20 protein-coding genes are annotated in these 21,200 nt (G+C 64.3%); 18 read left to right on the top strand and 2 right to left on the bottom strand.

Going from position 1 to position 21,200, the window contains the following annotated elements; all coding sequences use genetic code 11:
- Positions 1 to 75: 75 nt before the first annotated feature.
- The 4 genes from P6U25_RS34055 to boxB all read left to right on the top strand — a co-directional run bounded on the left by P6U25_RS34055 (position 76) and on the right by boxB (position 6,057).
- The gene (locus P6U25_RS34055; RefSeq protein ID WP_407149103.1) at positions 76 to 1,608 is read left to right on the top strand and encodes a benzoate-CoA ligase family protein; all 1,533 of its coding nucleotides are present in this window, start codon (positions 76 to 78) and stop codon (positions 1,606 to 1,608) included.
- 170 nt (positions 1,609 to 1,778) lie between these two features.
- A complete protein-coding gene (locus P6U25_RS34050; RefSeq protein ID WP_407149102.1) occupies positions 1,779 to 2,588 on the top strand; it encodes an alpha/beta fold hydrolase in 810 nt (269 codons plus the stop codon).
- Between the two features lie 170 nt (positions 2,589 to 2,758).
- Positions 2,759 to 4,447: a 2,3-epoxybenzoyl-CoA dihydrolase gene (gene boxC, locus P6U25_RS34045; protein ID WP_407149101.1), complete on the top strand. Its 1,689-nt coding sequence runs from the start codon at positions 2,759 to 2,761 to the stop codon at positions 4,445 to 4,447.
- Positions 4,448 to 4,605: 158 nt separating this feature from the next.
- Positions 4,606 to 6,057 (top strand): benzoyl-CoA 2,3-epoxidase subunit BoxB, encoded by a 1,452-nt coding sequence (gene boxB, locus P6U25_RS34040; protein WP_407149100.1) that lies wholly within the window; start codon positions 4,606 to 4,608, stop codon positions 6,055 to 6,057.
- A 314-nt stretch (positions 6,058 to 6,371) separates the two neighbouring features.
- Here the strand turns inward: boxB and P6U25_RS34035 are convergent, their stop codons facing one another.
- Positions 6,372 to 7,172, bottom strand: a complete 801-nt coding sequence (locus P6U25_RS34035; protein ID WP_407149099.1) for an SDR family NAD(P)-dependent oxidoreductase — start codon at positions 7,170 to 7,172, stop codon at positions 6,372 to 6,374.
- Between the two features lie 456 nt (positions 7,173 to 7,628).
- Positions 7,629 to 8,687, bottom strand: a complete 1,059-nt coding sequence (locus P6U25_RS34030) for a polysaccharide deacetylase family protein (RefSeq protein WP_407149098.1) — start codon at positions 8,685 to 8,687, stop codon at positions 7,629 to 7,631.
- Between the two features lie 168 nt (positions 8,688 to 8,855).
- Between P6U25_RS34030 and P6U25_RS34025 the strand changes: the two genes are divergently transcribed.
- The 14 genes from P6U25_RS34025 to phoB all read left to right on the top strand — a co-directional run bounded on the left by P6U25_RS34025 (position 8,856) and on the right by phoB (position 21,122).
- Positions 8,856 to 10,250 (top strand): OmpA family protein, encoded by a 1,395-nt coding sequence (locus P6U25_RS34025; protein ID WP_407149096.1) that lies wholly within the window; start codon positions 8,856 to 8,858, stop codon positions 10,248 to 10,250.
- A 2-nt stretch (positions 10,251 to 10,252) separates the two neighbouring features.
- The gene (locus tag P6U25_RS34020; RefSeq protein ID WP_407149095.1) at positions 10,253 to 10,549 is read left to right on the top strand and encodes a hypothetical protein; all 297 of its coding nucleotides are present in this window, start codon (positions 10,253 to 10,255) and stop codon (positions 10,547 to 10,549) included.
- A 106-nt stretch (positions 10,550 to 10,655) separates the two neighbouring features.
- Positions 10,656 to 11,246, top strand: coding sequence for a TetR family transcriptional regulator C-terminal domain-containing protein (locus tag P6U25_RS34015; protein ID WP_407149094.1), 591 nt, complete (start codon positions 10,656 to 10,658; stop codon positions 11,244 to 11,246).
- Positions 11,243 to 12,151 (top strand): haloalkane dehalogenase, encoded by a 909-nt coding sequence (locus P6U25_RS34010; RefSeq protein WP_407149092.1) that lies wholly within the window; start codon positions 11,243 to 11,245, stop codon positions 12,149 to 12,151. The genes P6U25_RS34015 and P6U25_RS34010 overlap by 4 nt, the downstream gene beginning before the upstream one ends.
- Positions 12,152 to 12,170: 19 nt before the next feature.
- Entirely contained in the window at positions 12,171 to 12,398 is a 228-nt protein-coding gene (locus P6U25_RS34005; RefSeq protein ID WP_407149091.1) for a SelT/SelW/SelH family protein, read from the top strand.
- A 2-nt stretch (positions 12,399 to 12,400) separates the two neighbouring features.
- A complete protein-coding gene (locus tag P6U25_RS34000) occupies positions 12,401 to 12,862 on the top strand; it encodes a GNAT family N-acetyltransferase (RefSeq protein ID WP_407149090.1) in 462 nt (153 codons plus the stop codon).
- Positions 12,863 to 13,157: 295 nt separating this feature from the next.
- A complete protein-coding gene (locus P6U25_RS33995) occupies positions 13,158 to 14,213 on the top strand; it encodes a lysylphosphatidylglycerol synthase domain-containing protein (RefSeq protein WP_407149089.1) in 1,056 nt (351 codons plus the stop codon).
- 84 nt (positions 14,214 to 14,297) lie between these two features.
- Complete coding sequence (locus P6U25_RS33990) at positions 14,298 to 15,602, top strand: ATP-binding protein (RefSeq protein WP_407149088.1); 1,305 nt, start codon at positions 14,298 to 14,300, stop codon at positions 15,600 to 15,602.
- 133 nt (positions 15,603 to 15,735) lie between these two features.
- Complete coding sequence (gene pstS, locus P6U25_RS33985) at positions 15,736 to 16,746, top strand: phosphate ABC transporter substrate-binding protein PstS (RefSeq protein ID WP_407149087.1); 1,011 nt, start codon at positions 15,736 to 15,738, stop codon at positions 16,744 to 16,746.
- A 221-nt stretch (positions 16,747 to 16,967) separates the two neighbouring features.
- Complete coding sequence (pstC, locus tag P6U25_RS33980) at positions 16,968 to 17,957, top strand: phosphate ABC transporter permease subunit PstC (RefSeq protein ID WP_407149086.1); 990 nt, start codon at positions 16,968 to 16,970, stop codon at positions 17,955 to 17,957.
- A 4-nt stretch (positions 17,958 to 17,961) separates the two neighbouring features.
- Complete coding sequence (gene pstA / locus P6U25_RS33975; protein WP_407149085.1) at positions 17,962 to 18,807, top strand: phosphate ABC transporter permease PstA; 846 nt, start codon at positions 17,962 to 17,964, stop codon at positions 18,805 to 18,807.
- Positions 18,804 to 19,622 (top strand): phosphate ABC transporter ATP-binding protein PstB, encoded by an 819-nt coding sequence (gene pstB / locus P6U25_RS33970; protein ID WP_407149084.1) that lies wholly within the window; start codon positions 18,804 to 18,806, stop codon positions 19,620 to 19,622. The genes pstA and pstB overlap by 4 nt, the downstream gene beginning before the upstream one ends.
- Positions 19,623 to 19,633: 11 nt before the next feature.
- A complete protein-coding gene (gene phoU / locus P6U25_RS33965) occupies positions 19,634 to 20,353 on the top strand; it encodes a phosphate signaling complex protein PhoU (protein WP_407149083.1) in 720 nt (239 codons plus the stop codon).
- 58 nt (positions 20,354 to 20,411) lie between these two features.
- Complete coding sequence (gene phoB, locus P6U25_RS33960; protein WP_407149082.1) at positions 20,412 to 21,122, top strand: phosphate regulon transcriptional regulator PhoB; 711 nt, start codon at positions 20,412 to 20,414, stop codon at positions 21,120 to 21,122.
- Positions 21,123 to 21,200: the final 78 nt, after the last annotated feature.

Below are 21,200 nucleotides of genomic sequence, written 5' to 3'. Positions count from 1 at the left end.
TGGCTTTGTATGAATTATAATTCTTAAATTCACAGGAGAGGGAAGCGTGGCGCGTCTGGGTCCGAGGAGCGGGGCATGACTTACAACGCGGTGACCTGGCTGCTCGATCGCAATGTCGACGAAGGCCGCGGCAACAAGGTCGTCTTCGACGACACCGTGTCGAAGCTCACCTATGGCGAGTTGCAGCAACAGACGCGCCGGCTCGGCAACATGCTGCGCCGGCTCGGCGTGCGCCGCGAAGAGCGGGTTGCGATGATCATGCTGGATACGGTCGATTTCCCGATCGTGTTTCTGGGCGCGATCCGCGCCGGCGTGGTGCCGGTGCCGCTGAACACGCTGCTGACGTCAGAGCAATATGCCTACATCCTCGGCGATTGCCGTGCGCGTGTGCTGTTCGTCTCCGAAGCGCTGCTGCCGGTCGTGAAGGATGTCATCGCTCGGATGCCTGACCTCGAACATGTCGTGGTCTCGGGCCAGGATGCGCACGGCCACAAGAAGCTCTCCGACGAGCTCGCGCGCGAGGGCAATGCGTTTGCGACCGCGGCGACGCATGCCGACGAACCGGCGTTCTGGCTCTATTCGTCGGGCTCGACCGGCATGCCGAAAGGCGTTCGCCATCTGCATTCCAACCTCGCTGCGACCGCGGAGACCTATGCCAGGCAGGTGCTCGGCATTCGCGAGGATGATGTCGGGCTCTCCGCGGCCAAGCTGTTCTTTGCCTATGGCCTCGGCAATGCGTTGACCTTCCCGATGTCGGTAGGCGCCAGCACGGTGCTCAATTCGGAGCGTCCGACGCCGGCGGTGATGTTCGCGCTGATGAACAAATATCACCCCAGCATCTTCTTCGGCGTGCCGACCCTGTTCGCCGCGATGCTGAACGACGAGGCGACGAAGGCGCAAGCCGCGGGCGATCGCCTGCGCATCTGCACCTCCGCGGGCGAGGCATTACCGGAATCGGTCGGCAACGCCTGGAAGTCGCGCTTCGGTGTCGACATCCTCGACGGCGTCGGCTCGACCGAGCTGTTGCACATCTTCCTGTCGAACGCGCCCGGCGACATCAAATACGGCACCTCGGGCCGACCGGTGCCCGGCTACAAGGTGCGGCTGGTCAACGAGCTGGGTGCCGAGGTGGCCGACGGCGAGGTCGGCGAACTCTTGGTCGATGCGCCCTCCGCCGGCGAAAGCTACTGGAACCAGCGCAGCAAGAGCCGCTCAACCTTCGAGGGCGCGTGGACCCGCACCGGCGACAAATATGTCCGCGACGCGGAAGGCCGTTACACCTTCTGCGGCCGGGCCGACGACATGTTCAAGGTCTCCGGCATCTGGGTGTCTCCGTTCGAGGTCGAGAGCGCACTGATCACCCATCCCTCGGTGCTCGAAGCGGCCGTGGTGCCGGAAGCCGATCCGGAGGGACTGTTGAAGCCGAAGGCGTTCGTGGTGCTGCGCCCCGGCAGCTCGACCGAGGGGCTGCATGAGGCGCTCAAGGAGCACGTCAAGCAGAAGATCGGGCCGTGGAAATATCCGCGCTGGATCGATGTCGTGGAGTCGCTTCCGAAGACTGCAACGGGCAAGATCCAGCGGTTCAAGTTGCGGGATGGCGCGCTGTAGCCGTCGCGCGTCGTCCCGGCGAAGGCCGGAACCCATACGCCGCGGCCTTTGTCTTTGAGAGATGCTGTTCGACGGCTTTTGCGCAACAATTGAATCCTGTGGTTATAGGTCCCGGCCCCCCGTGCGCAATTGCGCACTAGGCCGGGACGACGAGTGAGGAAAGCGCGATCATGCAGAACCTGAATCCCTCCGGCTTCCTCACCATAGATGGCGCCGATCTCGAATACCGCATGATCGGTCCGTTACCGGATGCAGCGCCGACCATCGTGATGCTGCATGAAGGGCTCGGCTCGGTCGGCCTGTGGGGCGACTTCCCGGAGAAGCTGCAGGCCGCGACCGGTGCCGGCGTGTTGGTCTATTCGCGTGCGGGCTATGGCGCCTCGAGCCCAGTCAAGCTGCCGCGCCCGGTCGACTACATGCATGTCGAGGCACTGGAGGTGTTGCCGAAGCTGCTCGATCAGATCGGCTTCCGTCGCGGCCTGCTGGTCGGCCATTCCGACGGCGCGTCGATCGCGGCGATCTATGCCGGCTCGCGCCAGGATCATCGCCTGCAGGGGATCGCATTGCTCGCGCCGCACTTCATCGTCGAGGACATTTCGGTGAAATCGATCGCCGAGATCAAGGCGGCGTACGAGACCACCAACCTGAAGGAGAAGCTCGCGCGCTGGCACAAGGATGTCGACAACGCGTTCTATGGTTGGAACGGCGCCTGGCTCGACCCGAACTTCCGCGACTGGGATATCTCCGATTATCTTGCCTATATCCGCGTGCCGGTGCTGATCGTGCAGGGCGTCAACGATCAATACGGCACGATGCGCCAGGTCGAGATCGCGCGCGAGGAGTGCTACTGCCCGGTCGACGTCGCGGTCATCGACGGCGCCGGCCACTCGCCGCACCGCGAGGCGTCCGCCGTGACGCTGGAGGCAGTCACGGAATTCGCGAGGGCGGCGCTGCGCGACGACCGGACGTTGGCGGCCTGAGGGCTGCGCACGCTGCTTCATCGTCCAGGTCTTTGGCCGATCGGGTGATTTTACGAACATGAAACAAAATGCATGTTTCTGCATTTTGAACTAGACCAACTCGAAAACATGCATTATTATGCATGTGTCGAACCGACAAGGTCAAACAAACAACGTTGAAGGGTGGCCCAATGGCTGGCGACGATCGCGTCCTCGCAGGCGGGGCGAAATACATCGATTTCCAGACCGAGCCGTCGCGCTATCGGCACTGGAAGCTGGACGTTGCGGGCGACGTTGCGACGCTCACCATGGACGTCGACGAGAGCGCCGGCCTGTTCGAGGGCTATCAGCTCAAGCTGAATTCCTACGATCTCGGCGTCGATATCGAACTGGCTGATGCCGTGCAGCGGCTACGCTTCGAGCACCCCGAGGTGAAGGTCGTGGTGATGCGCTCGGGCAAGAACCGCGTGTTCTGCGCCGGCGCCAACATCCGCATGCTGGCCGGCTCGACCCACGCCCACAAAGTCAACTTCTGCAAGTTCACCAATGAGACCCGCAACGGCCTGGAGGATTCCAGCGAGAATTCGGGCCAGAGCTTCATCACCGTCGTGAACGGCACCGCGGCCGGCGGCGGCTATGAGCTGGCGCTCGCGACCGACCACATCATGATGGCCGACGACGGCGCGGCGGCGGTGGCGCTGCCCGAGGTGCCGCTGCTCGCAGTGCTGCCGGGCACCGGCGGGCTCACCCGCGTGGTCGACAAGCGCAAGGTGCGCCGCGACCATGCCGATTTCTTCTGCACAATCGAGGAAGGCATCAAGGGCAAGCGCGCTGTCGCCTGGCGGCTGGTCGACGAGATCGCGCCGAACTCCAAGCTCGAAGGCAAGCTCGCCGAGCGCGTCAAGGAATTCGCCGCCAAGTCGAAGCGCAACGGCGCGGGCCCGGGCATCGCGCTGACGCCGCTGAAGCGGACCATCGACGACAGCGCGATCCGCTACGGCTTTGTCAGCGTCGATATCGATCGCGCGGCGCGCATCGCGACGATCTCGATCAAGGCGCCGGAAGCGGCACTGCCGGCAAACATCGACGGCATGATTGCGCAGGGCGCCTCGTTCTGGCCGTTGCAGGTCGCACGCGAGCTCGACGATGCGATCCTGCATCTGCGCCTCAACGAGCTCGGGATCGCGATGCTGGTGTTCAAGAGCCATGGCGACGCCGCCAACGTCGTCGCCTATGACGGCTTCATCGAGGCCAACAAGGCGCACTGGCTGGTCAACGAGATCAGGCATTACTGGAAGCGCGTGCTCAAGCGCATCGACGTCACCTCGCGCACGCTGGTGACGCTGGTCGAGCCCGGCTCCTGCTTCGTCGGCACGCTGGCCGAGCTCGTGTTCGCCGCCGACCGCTCCTACATGCTGATCGGCCAGAAGCAGGGCGACAACCGCGCCCCGCCGACCATCGAGCTGACTGCGATGAATTTCGGGCCGTATCCGATGAGCCACGGCCTGACCCGGCTGCAATCCCGCTTCCAGGCCGATCCGTCCGATTTGGAGCGCGCGCAGGCGTCGATCGGCAAGGCGCTCGATGCGGAGCAGGCCGAGGAGCTCGGCCTCGTCACCTTCGCGCTCGACGACATCGATTGGGACGATGAGGTGCGCGTGTTCTTCGAGGAGCGCACCTCGTTCTCGCCCGACGGTCTCACCGGCATGGAAGCCAATCTGCGCTTCGTCGGGCCCGAGACCATGGAATCGAAGATCTTCTCGCGCCTCACGGCGTGGCAGAACTGGATCTTCCAGCGGCCCAACGCGGTCGGCGAGGAGGGCGCGCTGCGCCGCTACGGCACCGGCCAGAAGGCGCAGTTCGACATGACGAGGGTTTAGGAATTTTCGCCGTCATCCTGAGGTGCGAGCGTTAGCGAGCCTCGAAGGATGAATATGACCAAGCCAGCATCCTTCGAGACGCGGCGAAGACACCGCTCCTCAGGATGACGGTTGAGCAAGACGCGATACACGTCGAAACGATATCCAGGAGCACGGCCATGAACGTGAACATCATGAACGTCGATTACTCGACCAAGATTCCGAACAACGTGAATCTCGCCGAGGACCGCCAGGTGCTCAAGGCGCTGGAGGGCTGGCACCCCGGCTACATGGACTGGTGGAGCGACATGGGCCCGGACGGCTTCCAGGAATCGCTGGTCTATCTGCGCACCGCCTATTCGGTCGATCCGCGCGGCTGGGCCAAGTTCGATTACGTGCGGATGCCGGAATATCGCTGGGGCATTCTGCTTGCTCCGCAGGAGGAAAATCGCGTCATTCCGTTCGGCGAGAACTACGGCAAGCCGGCCTGGCAGGAGGTGCCCGGCGAGCACCGCGCGCTGCTCCGCCGCCTGATCGTGATCCAGGGCGACACCGAGCCGGCGTCGGTCGAGCAGCAGCGCCACCTCGGCAAGACCGCGCCGTCGCTCTACGACATGCGCAATCTGTTCCAGGTCAATGTCGAGGAAGGCCGCCATCTCTGGGCGATGGTCTACCTGCTGCAGAAGTATTTCGGCAGAGATGGCCGCGAGGAAGCAGATGATTTGTTGCGCCGCCGCTCCGGTGACGCGGATTCACCGCGCATGCTCGGCGCGTTCAACGAGGCGACGCCGGACTGGCTGTCGTTCTTCATGTTTACCTACTTCACCGACCGCGATGGCAAGATGCAGCTTCACTCGCTGGCGCAGTCGGGCTTCGATCCGCTGTCGCGCACCTGCCGCTTCATGCTGACCGAGGAAGCCCACCACATGTTCGTCGGCGAGACCGGCATCACCCGCGTCGTGCAGCGTACCTGCGATGCGATGCGGGAAGCCGGCATCACCGATCCGACCGACATCGCCAGGGTCCGCGCGCTCGGCGTGATCGACCTGCCGACGATCCAGAAGAAGCTGAACCTGCACTATTCGCTGTCGCTCGACCTGTTCGGTTCGGAGGTGTCGACCAACGCCGCCAACGCCTTCAATGCCGGCATCAAGGGCCGCTACAAGGAAACCACGATCGACGACGATCATCAGCTCAAGACCTCGACCTATCCGGTCATGAAGCTGGTCGACGGCCAGATCAAGATGGTCGACGAGCCGGCGCTCACCGCGCTCAACATGCGCCTGCGCGACGACTACACGCAGGATTGCGTCAAGGGCATGCTGCGCTGGAATAAGGTGATCTCGACCGCGGGCTATGACTACAAGCTCACGGTGCCGAACACCGCCTTCCACCGCCAGATCGGCGAGTTCAAGGACGTTCATGCAACGCCCGACGGCCTCTTGATCGACGATGCGACTTGGGCCAAGCGCAAGGGCGAGTGGCTGCCGTCGAACGAGGACGGTGAGTTCATCGCTTCGCTGATGAAGCCCGTGACCGAACCCGGCCAGTTCGCCTCATGGATCTCGCCGCCGAAGGTCGGCATCGACAACAAGCCCGGCGATTTCGAATATGTGAGGATCGAGAGCTGATCGCTCAAGCGGTCTTTCTCCTCCCGGAGAGAGCAGGAGAGGGGTGAGCCGAGAGGTCCCTGGCTCGCCCCTTTTCTTTGTCGAGCGCAGTGCGCTGACGGCCGCAACGACGTGCTCGCCGGCATGAAAAGCGCGACCTCGCGATGCAAAGCGCGGGCCAGCCTTGAGCGTGATCGTCGCGGCCTGTCATCACCCGCGAATGCGGGTGATCCAGTATTCCGGAGAGAGTGCGGCAGGAATCGAAAGGCCGCGGCGTACTGGATGCCCCGGTCAAGCCGGGGCACGACAGTGAGATTGCGGCCGGTCGCTGGGCGCTACCCTGCGATCTCGGCGCCGGCATTGGCGTAGACCACGCCGCCGTCGACCGCGATGGTGGCTCCGACGACATAGTCGCCGGCCCGCGAGGCGAGATAGATCGCAACCCCCGCCATATCCTCGTCGGTGCCGACCCGCTGCGCCGGCACGCGCTTGGCGACATCGTCCGCGTGGTCGCGCGCGGCCCGGTTCATGTCCGACTTGAACGCGCCCGGTGCGATCGCGGTGACGTTGACATGGTCCTTGATCAGCCTGGTCGCCATGCGCCGCGTCAGGTGGATGACCGCTGCCTTGCTCGCTGCATATGAATAGGTCTCCATCGGATTGACGAAGATGCCGTCGATCGAGGCGATGTTGATCACCTTGGCGGGCTGCGCTGCGCTGGCCGCGGCGCGCAACGGCTTCGCCAGTGCCTTGGTCAGAAAGAACAGCGACTTGACGTTGAGGTTCATCACCTTGTCCCAGCCGCTCTCGGGAAATTCGTCGAAATCCGCGCCCCACGCGGCGCCGGCATTGTTGACGAGGATGTCGAGCCTCGGCTCCAGCTTGATGATCTCGCCGGCGAGCTTCTCGCAACCCTCGACCGTCGAGATATCGATCGGCAGCGCGATGCATTCGCCGTCATAGGCGGCCGACAGCTCCTTGGCGGTGGCTTCGCAGGGCCCGGCCTTGCGCGCGGTGATGTAGACTCTGGCCGCGCCCTGCGCGAGGAAGCCGGCTGCGATCATCTTGCCGATGCCGCGCGATCCGCCGGTCACTAATGCGACGCGGCCTTTCAGTGAGAACAGATCTTTGAACATGCGTTCCTCCGTTGAATTATTGGAGGTTCTGGGCGCAGCCGGCGATCGAGTCAAGGAAGAGGAAACGCGACTGGGAGCATGGCTTGCCAGCTCCTCAAAAGGGGAGGCCGCTTTGCGCGCAGAGCAAAGCGGGTGGGGATCTGCTCTCTCCCCAGACACCGTCGTCTGTGACCGACCCCCATCCCGACCTTCCCCCTTTCAGTAGGGCGATCGCATATGCCGCCTTGGGCGGCTGCGCACGAACCCGGCCTCGTGGTTCGAGACGCGCCGCAAGCGGCGCTCCTCACCATGAGGGTCTACTATTGTGCCGCAAAACAAGACCTCATCCTGAGGAGCCCGCCGAAGGCGGGCGTCTCGAAGGATGGCCACAGGGCGCTTTCTCCCAAATGCGATTGCCCTGCCCCTCTCAGGGGGAAGGAGAAAACTGAAAATCCGAGGCGGTATCCGATGCATGCATCATGCTGCGTCGATGCGGCGGAAGCCGTTCCACATCGCGGTGGCGGCGCCGGAGGTCAGGACCGGCAGCAGGCGCGCCTCCTGGTAGTTGCCGTTCAGCGAGACCCGTTGCAAGGCGGTCAGATGATCGGCGCTTTCGGCGAACAGCATGCCGGGCCGTGTCGTTACCGCTGTCCTGAAGCCGATCGTCTTGGCGAGCGCGAATTCGCGTTGTCCGGCGGCCGTCCTGTCGCCGTAGGGATAGGCGAGATGCAGCGCCGGCCGCTGCAAGGCGTCCTCGATCCGCGCACGGCTGGTTGTGAGCTCGAACGATGCGATCGTCTCGCTTTGCTTGGCGAGATTGCAATGGCTGACGGTGTGCACGCCGATCGTGACCAGCGGGTCGTCGGCAAATTGGCGTAACTCATCCCAGGACAGGCAGAGCTCGCGTGCGATGGCGGTGTCGTCGATGCCGTGACGGATGCAGAGCGCGGAGATCTCGCGCTGCACGTCGCATTCGCCTGGCAGCGCGCGCAGCCAGTCGTGGATGCGATCGAACGCGGCGCGCTTGGCTTGCACCGTGGAGGTGTCGAGCCGCGTCGTGCTGCCGCCGATTGGCACCTCAATGGCTGATGCCGCCGATATCACCCGCTCCAGCGCAATCCACCACAGCCGGCCGGAGCCGTCGGCGAAATCGCTGGTGACGTAGACGGTCAGCGGCGCCTCGAACTCGCGCATCACAGGCAAGGCGAAATCGCGGTTGTCGCGATAGCCATCGTCGAAGGTGAAGCAGGCGAAGCGCCGGGTGAAATTCCGCTCGATCAGTCGACGATGAGCCTCGTCGAGGCTGATGATGTCGATGTCGAGCGCGCGCAGGTGCGCAAGCGTTGCGCGCAGGAAGTCCGGCTCAACCTCGAGATGGCGATTCGGCTGGAACGCGTCATCGCGCCCCGGACGGACGTGGTGCAGCATGAAGATGGCGCCGACGCCGGCGAAGACCGGCCGCAGCAGGACGTGCGCGCCCGAAAAACACAGTGCCTCCAGCCCGGCGCGGATCACGGTATTACGAAGCTGCTTCATGAGGGCACGGGCGGGCCGATTTGCATTCCGCCGCAAACTTAGCGAAAGACCACTGAAGAAACTGTTAGCCTGATCGGAACAAGGCGGCTCTGCCGGGGATGCGATTTGGGGTTTGACAGTCAGCCAAGGGTTTGTTTTCTCTCTGATTCCCGAGCCGCAGGACCCTGAATGCACGGACTTTTCAAGTGGAGTAGCAAATGGTGGCCGGGGGTGATTCCGCTGGTCGTCTTTTGGGGTATTGCAGGGTGGACCAGCACGGCGACGGTCGAAGCCGATCTTGCCGCGCGCGCTAATGCCGCACTCAAGGATACCGTCCTCGACAAGCGCCGCATCAGCGTCGATGGCCGCGACGTGACCTTTGCCGCCAATGCGTTCTCCGAAGATGGCCGCCTCAGCGCGGTGGCGTCGGTCGAAGCCGTGCCGGGTGTGCGGCTGGTGAACGACGACACCCGCCTTGTTGCCGAAGCCAAGCCGTATGTCTGGTCCGCCGAGCGCGACGTCGGCCGGGTGACGCTCGGCGGCAATGCGCCGCTGCCGTCGAGCAAGGGCAAGCTGGTGGAGGCCGCGAAAGCCCATCTCGGCGGCGTCGAGGTGGCGGATCAGATGGCGCTCGCGCGCGGCGCGCCGTCGCGGTTCGACGCCGCAGCGCTGCTGCTGCTCGACCAGATCGGCAAGCTAAAGGACGGCAAGATCACGCTGACCGACACCAAGGTCAGTCTTGCAGGCATGGCGCGCGAATTGGGCGGGCGCGAGGCCATCGCGGCGGCGCTGAAGAACCTTCCGGAGGGCTATTCGATCGCCACCAACGACGTCCAGGCTCCGCCTTACGTGTTCCAGGCCTACAAGGATCCGGTCGCGCTGACATTGACGCTGACCGGCTACGTCCCTGATAACACCACGCATGCGGCGCTGGTCGCCGCCGCCGGCCGCAAATTCTTCAGCGAGAAAGTCGTCGACAACCTGAAGGCCAGCATGGGCGCGCCGTCCGGCTTTGCCGCGGCCGTGGTGCCTGCGCTCGGCGCGTTGTCGCGGCTGTCGACGGGAACGCTGGTGGTGTCCGATCGCGAGGTGAAGCTGTCGGGCGATGCGCTCTATGACGCCGCCGCCGGCCAGATCCGCAGCGGCTTGGGCAAGGAGTTTCCGCAAGGCTGGCAGTACAAGGCCGAGGTCACGGTCAAGCCGCCATCGGCGCCGGTCGATGCCTCGGTGTGCCAGCAATTGTTCGCCGACATCCTGGTGAAGGGGCGGATCCGCTTCGAGTCGGGCAAGGCCGATATCGTGCCGGATTCCGTAGGCCTGCTCGATCGTCTGATCGAAACTGCGATGCGTTGCCCGACGACCAATATCGAGATCGCCGGGCATACCGACAGCGACGGCGATGAAGCTGCCAACCAGGCGCTGTCGGAAAAGCGCGCGCAGGCAGTGGTGGATTATCTTGTCCGTGCCGGATTGCCGGCCAACCGCTTCACGGCAGTCGGCTTCGGCAGCACGCAGCCCGTGGCGGGCAATGACACCGAAGACGGCAAGGCGCAGAACCGGCGCATCGATTTCGTGGTGAAGTAGCGATGATAGCGGTCGCAACATTCTTCTGGGGTTGGCTGCTGGCGGCACTGCTGCTCGGCTTCGGCATGGGCTGGATCGCCGTGGTGCATCGAGCGCGGGGCGTCTCGAAGGCCTGGATCGGCTGGCTGTCCGTGCTTGCCGTCGTGCTGGTCGCCGCGTCCTTCTCACACGTCGTGCCCGGCCGCTTCGGCTATTGGCTCGATCTCTTCCTGGTCATGTTCGCGCTCTATCTTTGCGGCTGCGCCGTCGGCTCGTGGCTGCGCGACTGGGTGGTTTCGCGCAGCAAGCCCGTAAGCTGACCTCAACCCCTTGATCCATCATGCCTGAGCGGCGCCGCCAAGGGCGTGCGGGCCGCGGTCATTTTGTCGCTTGACAATCAATACGTACGTACGTATTAGTTGGGCCATGCCAAAACCCTCTCTCCGCGATGCCATCCTCGACGCCGGCCTGAAGGCCATGTTCCGCACCGGCTATCACGGCACCAGCGTGCGCGACGTCACCGCCGCCGCCGGCGCGCCGCAGGGCTCGTTCACCAACCATTTCCGCTCCAAAGAGCTGTTCGCCTCCGAAGTGCTCGACCGCTACTTCCTCTATGTGCGCGGCCTCGTGGCGGACGCGCTGGGGGACACCTCGCTGGCCGCGCGCGAACGGCTCAGGCGCTATCTCGATCTCATCACCGGCAAGCTTGCGCATGACGGCTTCACCCGCGGCTGCCTGATCGGCGATTTCAGCCTGGAGGCATCCGGCTCCAGTGAGATGCTGCGCGAGCAGCTCGACGCGATCTTCCGCGAATGGCGTGAGCCGTTCGCCGCCTGCATCGCGGAGGCGCAGGCCAAGGGCGAGATCGCGTCCGACTTCGAACCCGACGAGCTGGCCGAATTCCTGCTGGCATCCTGGCAGGGCGCGATGCTGCGCATGAAGGTCGAACGCAGCGCGGCCGCACTCACCCGTTTCAAGACGATCGCATTCCAAACCGTGTTCAAGGAGCTGCCATGACCTTCGCTACCGATACCAGCCTGCATCACCGGCCCATCCGCGGATCCACGATGGCCTATCGCGAAACCGGACGCGGCGACGCGCCGCACGTGCTGTTCCTGCACGGCAATCCGACGTCGTCCTACATCTGGCGCAACATCATGCCACTGGTCGCGCCGGTCGGGCATTGCATCGCGCCCGACCTGATCGGCTACGGCCAGTCCGGCAAGCCCGACATCGCCTACCGCTTCTTCGATCACGCGGACTATCTCGATGCGCTGATCGACGATCTCGGCATCGGCTCGGCCTATCTCGTTGCCCAGGACTGGGGCACCGCGCTGGCGTTTCACCTCGCGGCGCGTCGTCCCGATTTCGTGCGCGGGCTCGCCTTTATGGAGTTCATCCGCCCGATGCGCGGCTGGCCGGACTTCCACCAGCATGACGCCGCCCGCGACTTGTTCCGCAAATTCCGCACGCCGGGCGAGGGTGAGGCGCTGATCCTCGACCATAATGTTTTCGTCGAGCGCGTGCTGCCGGGCTCGATCCTGCGCAAGCTCAGCGAGGAGGAGATGGCCGCCTACCGCGCGCCGTTTGTGACTCGCGAGAGCCGCAAGCCGACCTTGATGCTGCCGCGCGAACTGCCGATTGCAGGCGAGCCGGCCGATGTCGACCAGGCGCTCACCGCAGCACATGCCGCGCTTGCGGCCTCGACCTATCCGAAACTGCTGTTCGCGGGATCTCCCGGCGCGCTGGTGTCACCGGCCTTCGCTGCGGATTTCGCCGCAACCCTCAAGCATTGCGCGGTCATTCAACTCGGTGCCGGCGCCCACTATCTGCAGGAAGATCATCCGGAAGCGATCGGCCGCTCGGTCGCCGGCTGGATCGCCGGGATCGAAGCCGCCAACGCACAACGCCCCGCAGCATGAAATGATGGGAGAGCACGCCATGACCGACATCTCGATCACCTATTGCCGTCCCTGCGGTTACGAGAAGCGCGCCAGGGAGGCCGCGGCGCTGCTGCATGAGCGCCTTGGGCTCGATGCGGAGCTGGTGCCCGGCAAGGGCGGCATCTTCGAGGTCAAGCTTGACGGCAAGGTGGTCGCCAAGCGCGTCAAGGGGCATTTCCCAGATGCTGCGGAGATCGTCACCGCCGTGGCGGCGGCGCGGGCATGACGATGAGCGGACCTGCTTCTTCTCTGCCCTCATGGAGCGACGATCTGTCCGCGGTCGATTGGGACGAGCTGTCGGCGCTCTACCGGGTGGCGCCGCTCGGCGACAAGAGCGCCGCCGACCTGGGGCTCGTGTTCGGCAACAGCATGTTTCGCGCCTTCGCCTTCGATGACGGCCGGCTGGTCGGCGCCGGCCGCGTGCTCGCCGACGGCCGCGATTGCGCCTATCTCTGCGACATCGCGGTGCATCCAACCCATCAGGGCCGCGGGCTCGGCAAGGAGATCGTGCAACGGCTGGTCCACCTTTCGGCGGGGCACCGCAAGATTATTCTCTATTCCGTTCCGGGCAGAGAGCCGTTCTATGCGGCCTTCGGCTTTCGTCGCATGACGACGGCGATGGCGATTTTCGAGAATCCGGCCAAAGCGCTTGCCGCGGGCTATCTGTCCGACGACGGGCCGCAATCCTGAGACGGCGCGTCGCTGCGTCGCGCCCGCTGTCCGTAGTTTTCCGGGATGCCGCGCGGGCGACTTGGCGGGCTATCTGACGCACCCGTGCGTCAAGGCCTTGTCGGTGCGGGGGGAAACGCTCAAATTTGTCGATGCGCCGTCATGAGGCGTCCCTAATATCTTGAAGAAACGCGTTTTATTGTCGTTTGACGAATTCCACTCGCGCTCAAAACGCGCTACAGGGTTCGGGGAACAGCGGAGCGTCGGCGGGGTTCGCCCGGGAGCCGCCGTCGCGGGATCGCAATTCGAGGTCTAGATGCTGGAAGCAATACGCAGGGCGATGGCGTTTCTGCGCCAGAAGCAGATCCTGCATAAGCTGGGTGTTGTCATCAGCATCGCCGTTATCGGCATCGCCTGCTACGTTCTCTATCATATGCTGCGCGGCATCGACACCCACGAGGTGGTCGAGGCCATCAAGAGCACCGAACAGCGCCAGATCGTGCTGGCGGCGCTGTTCGTCGCAGCAGGCTACTTCACGTTGACCTTCTACGACCTGTTCGCGGTGCGCGCGATCGGCCACTCCCATGTCCCGTATCGCATCAACGCGCTCGCGGCGTTCACCTCCTATTCGATCGGCCACAATGTCGGCGCCAGCGTCTTCACCGGCGGCGCGGTGCGCTATCGCATCTACTCGGCCTGGGGCTTGAACGCGATCGACGTCGCCAAGATCTGCTTCCTCGCCGGCCTCACCTTCTGGCTCGGCAACGCCGCGGTGCTCGGCCTCGGGATTGCCTATCATCCAGAGGCCGCCGCCAACATCGATCAGTTGCCGCCCTGGCTCAATCGCACCCTCGCATTCGCGATCATCATCGCGCTCGTCGCCTATGTAGTCTGGGTCTGGACTCAGCCGCGGGTGGTCGGCCGCGGGCCATGGACGGTGACCTTGCCGGGCGGACCGCTGACGCTGCTGCAGGTCGCGATCGGCATCCTTGACCTCGGCTTCTGCGCGCTCGCCATGTACGTGCTGGTGCCGGACGAGCCGAACCTGGGATTCGTCGTGGTCGCCGTCATCTTCGTGTCGGCGACCTTGCTCGGTTTCGCCAGCCATTCCCCCGGCGGCCTCGGGGTCTTCGACGCCGCAATGCTGGTCGGCCTCTGGCAGATGGACCGCGAGGACCTGCTAGGCGGGATGCTGCTGTTCCGGCTTCTCTATTATATTGTCCCGTTCGTCATATCTGTAATCTTGCTGACGTTTCGCGAGGTTATTGTCGGCGCCCGACTCAAACAGCTTCCGCAGGCTGATTCGGGGCCGCGCGTCGAGCCGCACCACGAGGCGGTTTTCGTCCGTAAGCGCGGCGACTCCGGCGTCTGATTGAAGCGGCCAGATCGCTCCTCGCGCGACGTCGGTTGACCTCGTCCGGGCGAGATCTGAACCGAAGGGAAGAAAGCCGCCGCGATGGCAATCGATGATACATCCTCCTCCATGTTCTCGCCGTGGCCGGACCGGTTGCGTCATGCTGCGATCATCCTGCTGGCGGCCGCCCTTGCGCTGAGCGTGGTCGTGGCGCTCGGCGAGCTGTCGCCGGTGCGCGCCGCCGCGGTGTTCATCTGCATCGCGGCCGCGGCCCTGGTGCCGTGGCGGCTGCACGATGCGGCGACGTCGCGCGAGGATGCCCGCAGCGTCAATCCGGTCGAGACCGCTGCCGTCAGTGCCGTTGTCGCCGGCATGCCGGACCCGGCCGTGCTGCTGGATCGCGCCGGCCGCGTCATCCACCTCAACGCGGCCGCCGCCCAGCTCGCGCCGGCGCTGCGCAAGAACGAGCTGGCGCAATTTGCCCTGCGCTCGCCCGAGATCATCACCGCGCTGCGCGAGGCGATCGCCACCACCGAACCGCGCCGCGCCACCTACACCGACCACGTGCCGGTCGATCGCTGGATGGAATTGGTCATCACGCCGGTTCCGGTGCCGACGCTGTTCGGCGGCACCGACAAGTGCATGCTGATGACCTTCCACGATCAGACGCCGCTGCGCCGGGTCGAGGAGATGCGCGCCGACTTCGTCGCCAATGCGAGCCACGAGCTGCGCACGCCGCTCGCCGCGCTGTCCGGCTTCATCGACACGTTGCAGGGGCCGGCGCGGGACGACGCCCGGGCCCGCGAGCGCTTTCTCGGCATCATGCACATCCAGGCCACCCGCATGGCGCGGCTGATCGACGATCTCTTGTCGCTGTCGCGGGTCGAGCTCTCGGCGCATGTCCAGCCGGAAGCCCTGATCGACATCATGCCGATCATCCGCCAGGTGGTCGACGGGCTCGAGGCGCTGGCGCGGGAGCGCCAGGTCGAGATCGAGCTCGACCTGCCGGAGGCCCCGGTCATGATTGCCGGCGATCGCGAGGAGTTGCTGCGGCTGTTCGAGAACCTGATCGAGAACGCGCTCAAATACGGTGCCTCCGGCGGCCGCGTGATCGTGTCGCTGAGCCAGCCGGCGCCGGGAGAGGCGAACCCCGAAATCCGCGTCATGGTGCGGGATTTCGGCCCGGGCATCGCGCCGGAGCACCTGCCGCGGCTGACCGAGCGATTCTACCGGGTAGACGTCGGCGACAGCCGCAACCAGGGCGGAACCGGCCTCGGATTATCGCTGGTGAAACATATTCTTAACCGTCATCGCGGGCGTCTTTTGATCGAAAGCGTGCCGAAAAGCGGCGCGACCTTTACCGCCTGTTTTCCGCGTCCGAAGACCCCGGTACCGGTACAAAGCTGAGCGTTTTCAGGCGCTTAATACTGTCATCCAACTGTCATCCAACCTTCGTAAAAGCAGCACCGACCGCTCCTAGATGGACCGGCGTGAGCGCGATCGGGCGCATTCGGCGCTTCGCTCAGCAAGGGAGATCAGCATGAATTTCATCAAGACAATCGTCGCTGCCGGCTTGGTCGCCGCGTCGACGTCGGCCTTCGCTGCCGATATTACCGGCGCGGGCGCGACATTTCCGTTCCCAATCTATTCGAAATGGGCCGACGCTTATAAGAAGGAGACCGGCAACGGTCTGAACTATCAGTCGATCGGCTCGGGCGGCGGCATCAAGCAGATCCAGGCGAAGACCGTCACCTTCGGCGCCAGCGACATGCCGCTCAAGGTCGAGCAGCTTGAGAAGGACGGTCTCGTCCAGTGGCCGATGGTCATGGGTGCGATCGTTCCGGTCGTGAACCTCGACGGCGTCAAGCCCGGCGAGATGGTGTTCGACGGCGAGACGCTTGCCAACATCTATCTCGGCAAGATCACCAAGTGGGACGATCCGGCGATCAAGAAGCTCAATCCGAAGGTCAACTTGCCCTCGGCCGCGATCACCGTAGTCCGCCGCTCGGACGGTTCGGGCACCACCTTCAACTTCACCAACTATCTCTCGAAGGTCAGCGCTGACTGGAAGAGCAAGGTCGGCGAGGGCACCGCGGTCGAATGGCCGACCGGCGTTGGCGCCAAGGGCAACGAGGGCGTGTCCGGCAACATCAGCCAGACCAAGAACTCGATCGGTTACGTCGAGTATGCCTACGCCAAGCAGAACAAGCTGACCTACACTGGGTTGGTCAACAAGGGCGGCAAGACGGTGCAGCCGACGGTCGACGCCTTCCAGGCCGCCGCTTCCAACGCCGACTGGTCGCATACGCCGGGCTACTACGTGATCCTGACCGACCAGCCCGGCGACAAGTCCTGGCCGATCACGGCGGCGACCTTCATCCTGATGCACAAGGAAGCGACCGATAAGGCGGCGTCCCAGGAAGCGCTCAAGTTCTTCCGCTGGGCGTTCAAGAACGGCGACAAGATGGCCGAGGAGCTCGACTACATCCCGATGCCAGGCAATGTCGTCCAGCAGATCGAGAAGACCTGGACCTCCGAGATCAAGAGCTAACTCCGACGTTTCGAACCAAAGCTGTGCCGCCCGCGGGGCGGCACAGCTTCTGCAACCGGATCCGGACTCCGTCATTATCGCGACAAGCCTGGAGTCCGGGAGCGGCGCTCCGGAAGGCGCAACGGGAACGGCGTCGGTCAAAGAACGTCGGCGACGATCGCTTCGGGGCGTAGCGGATTGCGTAGCCTTTACATAGTAGAGAGGGGATTGGCGTGGCAGACATGGCTGTTCAGAGCGATGTGATGGAAGCTGCCGGAACTTACGATCGCGCCAAGGCCCTCAGCGCGTTCAAGCTCGGTGATGCCACCTTTTACTGGATCACCCGGATTTCGGCGATTTCGGTTCTGTTGATCCTCGGCGGCATCATCCTGTCGTTGATCGTTGGTGCTTGGCCGGCGATGAAGGAATACGGGTTCGCCTTCCTGTGGACCCAGCGCTGGGCTCCCTCGGCCGATCCGCCGGTGCTGGGCGCGCTTGGTCCGGTCTACGGCACCCTGATCACGTCGGCCATCGCCATGCTGATCGCCATTCCCGTGGGCATCGGCATTGCCGTGTTCCTGACCGAACTCTGCCCGCAATGGCTGCGCCGGCCGATCGGCATCGCGGTCGAGTTGCTCGCCGGCATCCCCTCGATCATCTACGGCATGTGGGGCTTCTTCGTGCTCGGCCCGTTCCTCGCCAACACGTTCCAGCCGTTCATGATCCGGATCTTCGAGGGCGTGCCGGTGCTCGGCAGCATCTTCGCCGGTCCGCCGTCCTATCTCAGCCTGTTCAACGCCTCGCTGATCCTCGCGATCATGGTGCTGCCGTTCATCACCGCGATCTCGGTCGATGTGTTCAAGACCGTGCCGTCGGTGCTGAAGGAAGCCGCCTACGGCATGGGCTGCACCACCTGGGAGGTCGTCCGCAGCGTCGTGATCCCCTACACCCGGGTCGGCGTGATCGGCGGCATCATGCTGGCGCTCGGTCGTGCGCTCGGCGAGACCATGGCGGTGACCTTCATCATCGGCAACTCGTTTCGCATCTCCTCGTCGATCTTCGCGCCGGGCACCACGATCTCGGCGGCGATCGCCTCCGAATTCGCCGAAAGCGACGGCCTGCACCAGTCCGGCCTGATCCTGCTCGGCCTGCTCTTGTTCGTGCTGACCTTTTTCGTGCTCGCGGCGGCGCGCTTGATGCTGCTGCGTCTGGAAAAGAAGGCGGGGAAGTGACGCCATGAACCCGATCTACAAATCCCGCCGCCGCAGCGACATCGTCGTCCGCGCTCTCTGCGTCAGCGCCGCGCTATTCGGCGTCACCTGGCTGGCGCTGATCCTGCTCACGCTGCTCTACAACGGCGTCGCAGGGCTGAGCGTGCAGCTCTTCACCCAGAACACCCCGCCGCCTGGCTCGACCGAAGGCGGTCTGCTCAACGCCATCGTCGGTTCGATCATCATGACCGTGATCGGGGTCGGTATCGGCGCGCCGCTTGGCCTGTTCGCCGGCACCTATCTTGCCGAGTACGGTAGACATGACAAACTCACCTCGGTGATCCGCTTCATCAACGATATCCTGCTCAGCGCGCCGTCGATTATCATCGGCCTGTTCATCTATGGCGCCGTGGTGGTGCCGATGCGCGGCTTCTCGGCGATCGCCGGCTCCCTGGCCCTCGCGGTGATCGTGATCCCGGTCGTGCTGCGCACCACCGAGGACATGCTGCTGCTGGTGCCTAATCCGCTGCGCGAGGCGGCAAGCGCGCTCGGCCTGCCGCGTTCGCTGGTCATCAAGCGGATCGCCTATCGTGCCGCCCGATCGGGTCTGATCACCGGTGTGTTGCTGGCCACCGCCCGCGTCGCGGGTGAAACCGCGCCGCTGCTGTTCACCGCGCTCTCGAACCAGTTCTTCAGCCTGAACCTGACCAGCACGATGGCCAATCTCCCGGTGACCATCAACAACTTCGTGCAGAGCCCCTATGCCTACTGGAAGGAGTTGGCCTGGAGCGGTGCACTGCTCATCACCTTCACCGTGCTCGCGCTCAATATCGGCGCGCGCATCCTAGGTGCCGAAAGGGCCGCAAAATGACCGAGCTTTCCGTTTCGATGACTGCCGCGAGCCACGTCCCCCAGGTGCCGCTTCCAGAGGCGCCGCCGAAAGTGACGGTGCGCAACCTCAACTTCTATTACGGCGAGCACCACGCGCTGAAGAACATCAACCTGACGCTCGGTACCAACCGCGTCACGGCGTTCATCGGCCCGTCGGGCTGCGGCAAGTCGACCCTGCTGCGCATCTTCAACCGGATGTATGATCTCTATCCGGGTCAGCGCGCCGTCGGCCAGTTGATGCTGGACCAGACCAACATCCTCGACCCCAAGCTCGACCTCAACCTGTTGCGCGCGCGGGTCGGCATGGTGTTCCAGAAACCGACGCCGTTCCCGATGACGATCTATGAGAACATCGCCTTCGGCATCCGCCTCTATGAGAAGATCTCGAAGTCCGAGATGGACGACCGGGTCGAAAAGGCGCTGCGCGGCGGCGCGCTGTGGAACGAGGTCAAGGACAAGCTGAACGCCTCGGGCCTCTCGCTGTCCGGCGGCCAGCAGCAGCGCCTGTGCATCGCGCGCACCGTCGCGGTGCGACCCGAGGTGATCCTGTTCGACGAGCCGTGCTCGGCGCTCGATCCGATCTCGACCGCCAAGGTCGAGGAGCTGATCCAGGAACTGTCCGAGGACTACACGATCGCGATCGTTACCCACAACATGCAGCAGGCGGCGCGCGTCTCCGACAAGACCGCCTTCATGTATCTTGGCGAACTGATCGAGTTCGACGACACCAACAAGATCTTCACCTCGCCGAGTGATCGACGCACCCAGGACTACATCACCGGCCGGTTCGGCTGAGGAGACAAGCGATGGTTTCTGAACATACCGCCAAGGCATTCGACAGCGACCTGCAGGAACTCACCCGCCTGGTCGCCGAGATGGGCGGCCTCGTCGAGCGCATGATCACCGAGTCCGTCGATGCGCTGATCCGCCGCGACGTCGCGCTCGGCAAGCGCGTCGTCGCCGCCGACGTCGAGATCGACAGCCTGCAGCGCATCATCGAGGAGCGCGCGGTGCTGACGATTGCGCGCCGCCAGCCGATGGCGATCGACCTGCGCGAGATCGTCAGCGCAATGCGGGTGGCGACCGACCTCGAACGGATCGGCGACCTTGCCAAGAACATGGGCAAGCGGGTCGCGGCGCTGGAGAGCGATTTCCAGCCGCTGAAGCTGATCCGCGGCCTGGAGCACATGACCGACTTGGTGCTGTCGCAAGTCAAGTCGGTGCTCGACGCCTACGCCGCACACGATTTGCCGGCCGCGATGGCGGTCTGGAAGGGCGACGAGGAGGTCGACGCGATCTGCACCTCGCTGTTCCGCGAGTTGCTCACCTACATGATGGAGGATCCGCGCAACATCTCGTTCTGCATCCATCTGATGTTCTGTGCCAAGAACATCGAGCGGATCGGCGACCATGCCACCAACATCGCCGAAACCGTGTTCTACATGATCGAAGGCCAGCAGATCACCGACAAGCGCCCGAAGGGTGACATGACCACCTTTGCCACCACAGTGCCGGGCAACGGCTAGCTGAAGGTGCTGGTTCGCGTTCGGGCAACGGATCAACACAGAGAAAGACCATAGACCGATGAGCGCACGCATTCTGGTAGTCGAAGACGAGGAAGCGCTGACGACGTTGTTGCGCTACAACCTCGACGCGGAAGGCTACGACGTCGAGACGGTCGGGCGCGGCGACGATGCCGACACAAGGCTGAAGGAGCGTGTTCCCGATCTCGTGGTGCTTGACTGGATGCTGCCCGGCCTCTCCGGCATCGAGCTGTGCCGCCGCCTGCGGGCGCGACCCGAGACCAAGCAGCTTCCGATCATCATGCTGACGGCGCGCGGCGAGGAGAGCGAGCGGGTGCGAGGCCTCGCCACCGGCGCCGACGATTACATCGTCAAGCCGTTCTCGGTGCCGGAGCTGCTGGCGCGCGTGAGGGGCCTGTTGCGCCGCGCGAGCCCTGAGCGGCTCGCGACCGTGCTGACTTACGGCGATATCGAGCTCGACCGCGAGAAGCGTCGCGTCGCGCGCTCCGGCCGGCCGATCGATCTCGGGCCTACCGAGTATCGCCTGCTCGAGTTCTTCCTCGAGCATCCCGGCCGCGTGTTCAGCCGCGAGCAACTCCTCGACAGCGTCTGGGGCCGCGACATCTATATCGACGAGCGGACTGTCGACGTGCACATCGGCCGCTTGCGCAAGCTGCTCAATCCCGGCCGCGAGCAGGATCCGATCCGCACCGTGCGCGGTGCCGGCTATGCGCTCGACGACCGCTTCGCCAAGGCGGAGCCGCAGCCGTAAGGCGCGGCAGCAAATAACCACAGCGTCGTCCCGGCAAAAGCCGCGACCCATAACCCCGAATGCAAATTGTTGCGCGAA

It is taken from the genome of Bradyrhizobium sp. ORS 86 (genome assembly GCF_045571475.1).
Taxonomy (GTDB): Bacteria; Pseudomonadota; Alphaproteobacteria; order Rhizobiales; family Xanthobacteraceae; genus Bradyrhizobium.
This window is presented reverse-complemented; position numbering and strand designations above follow the sequence as displayed.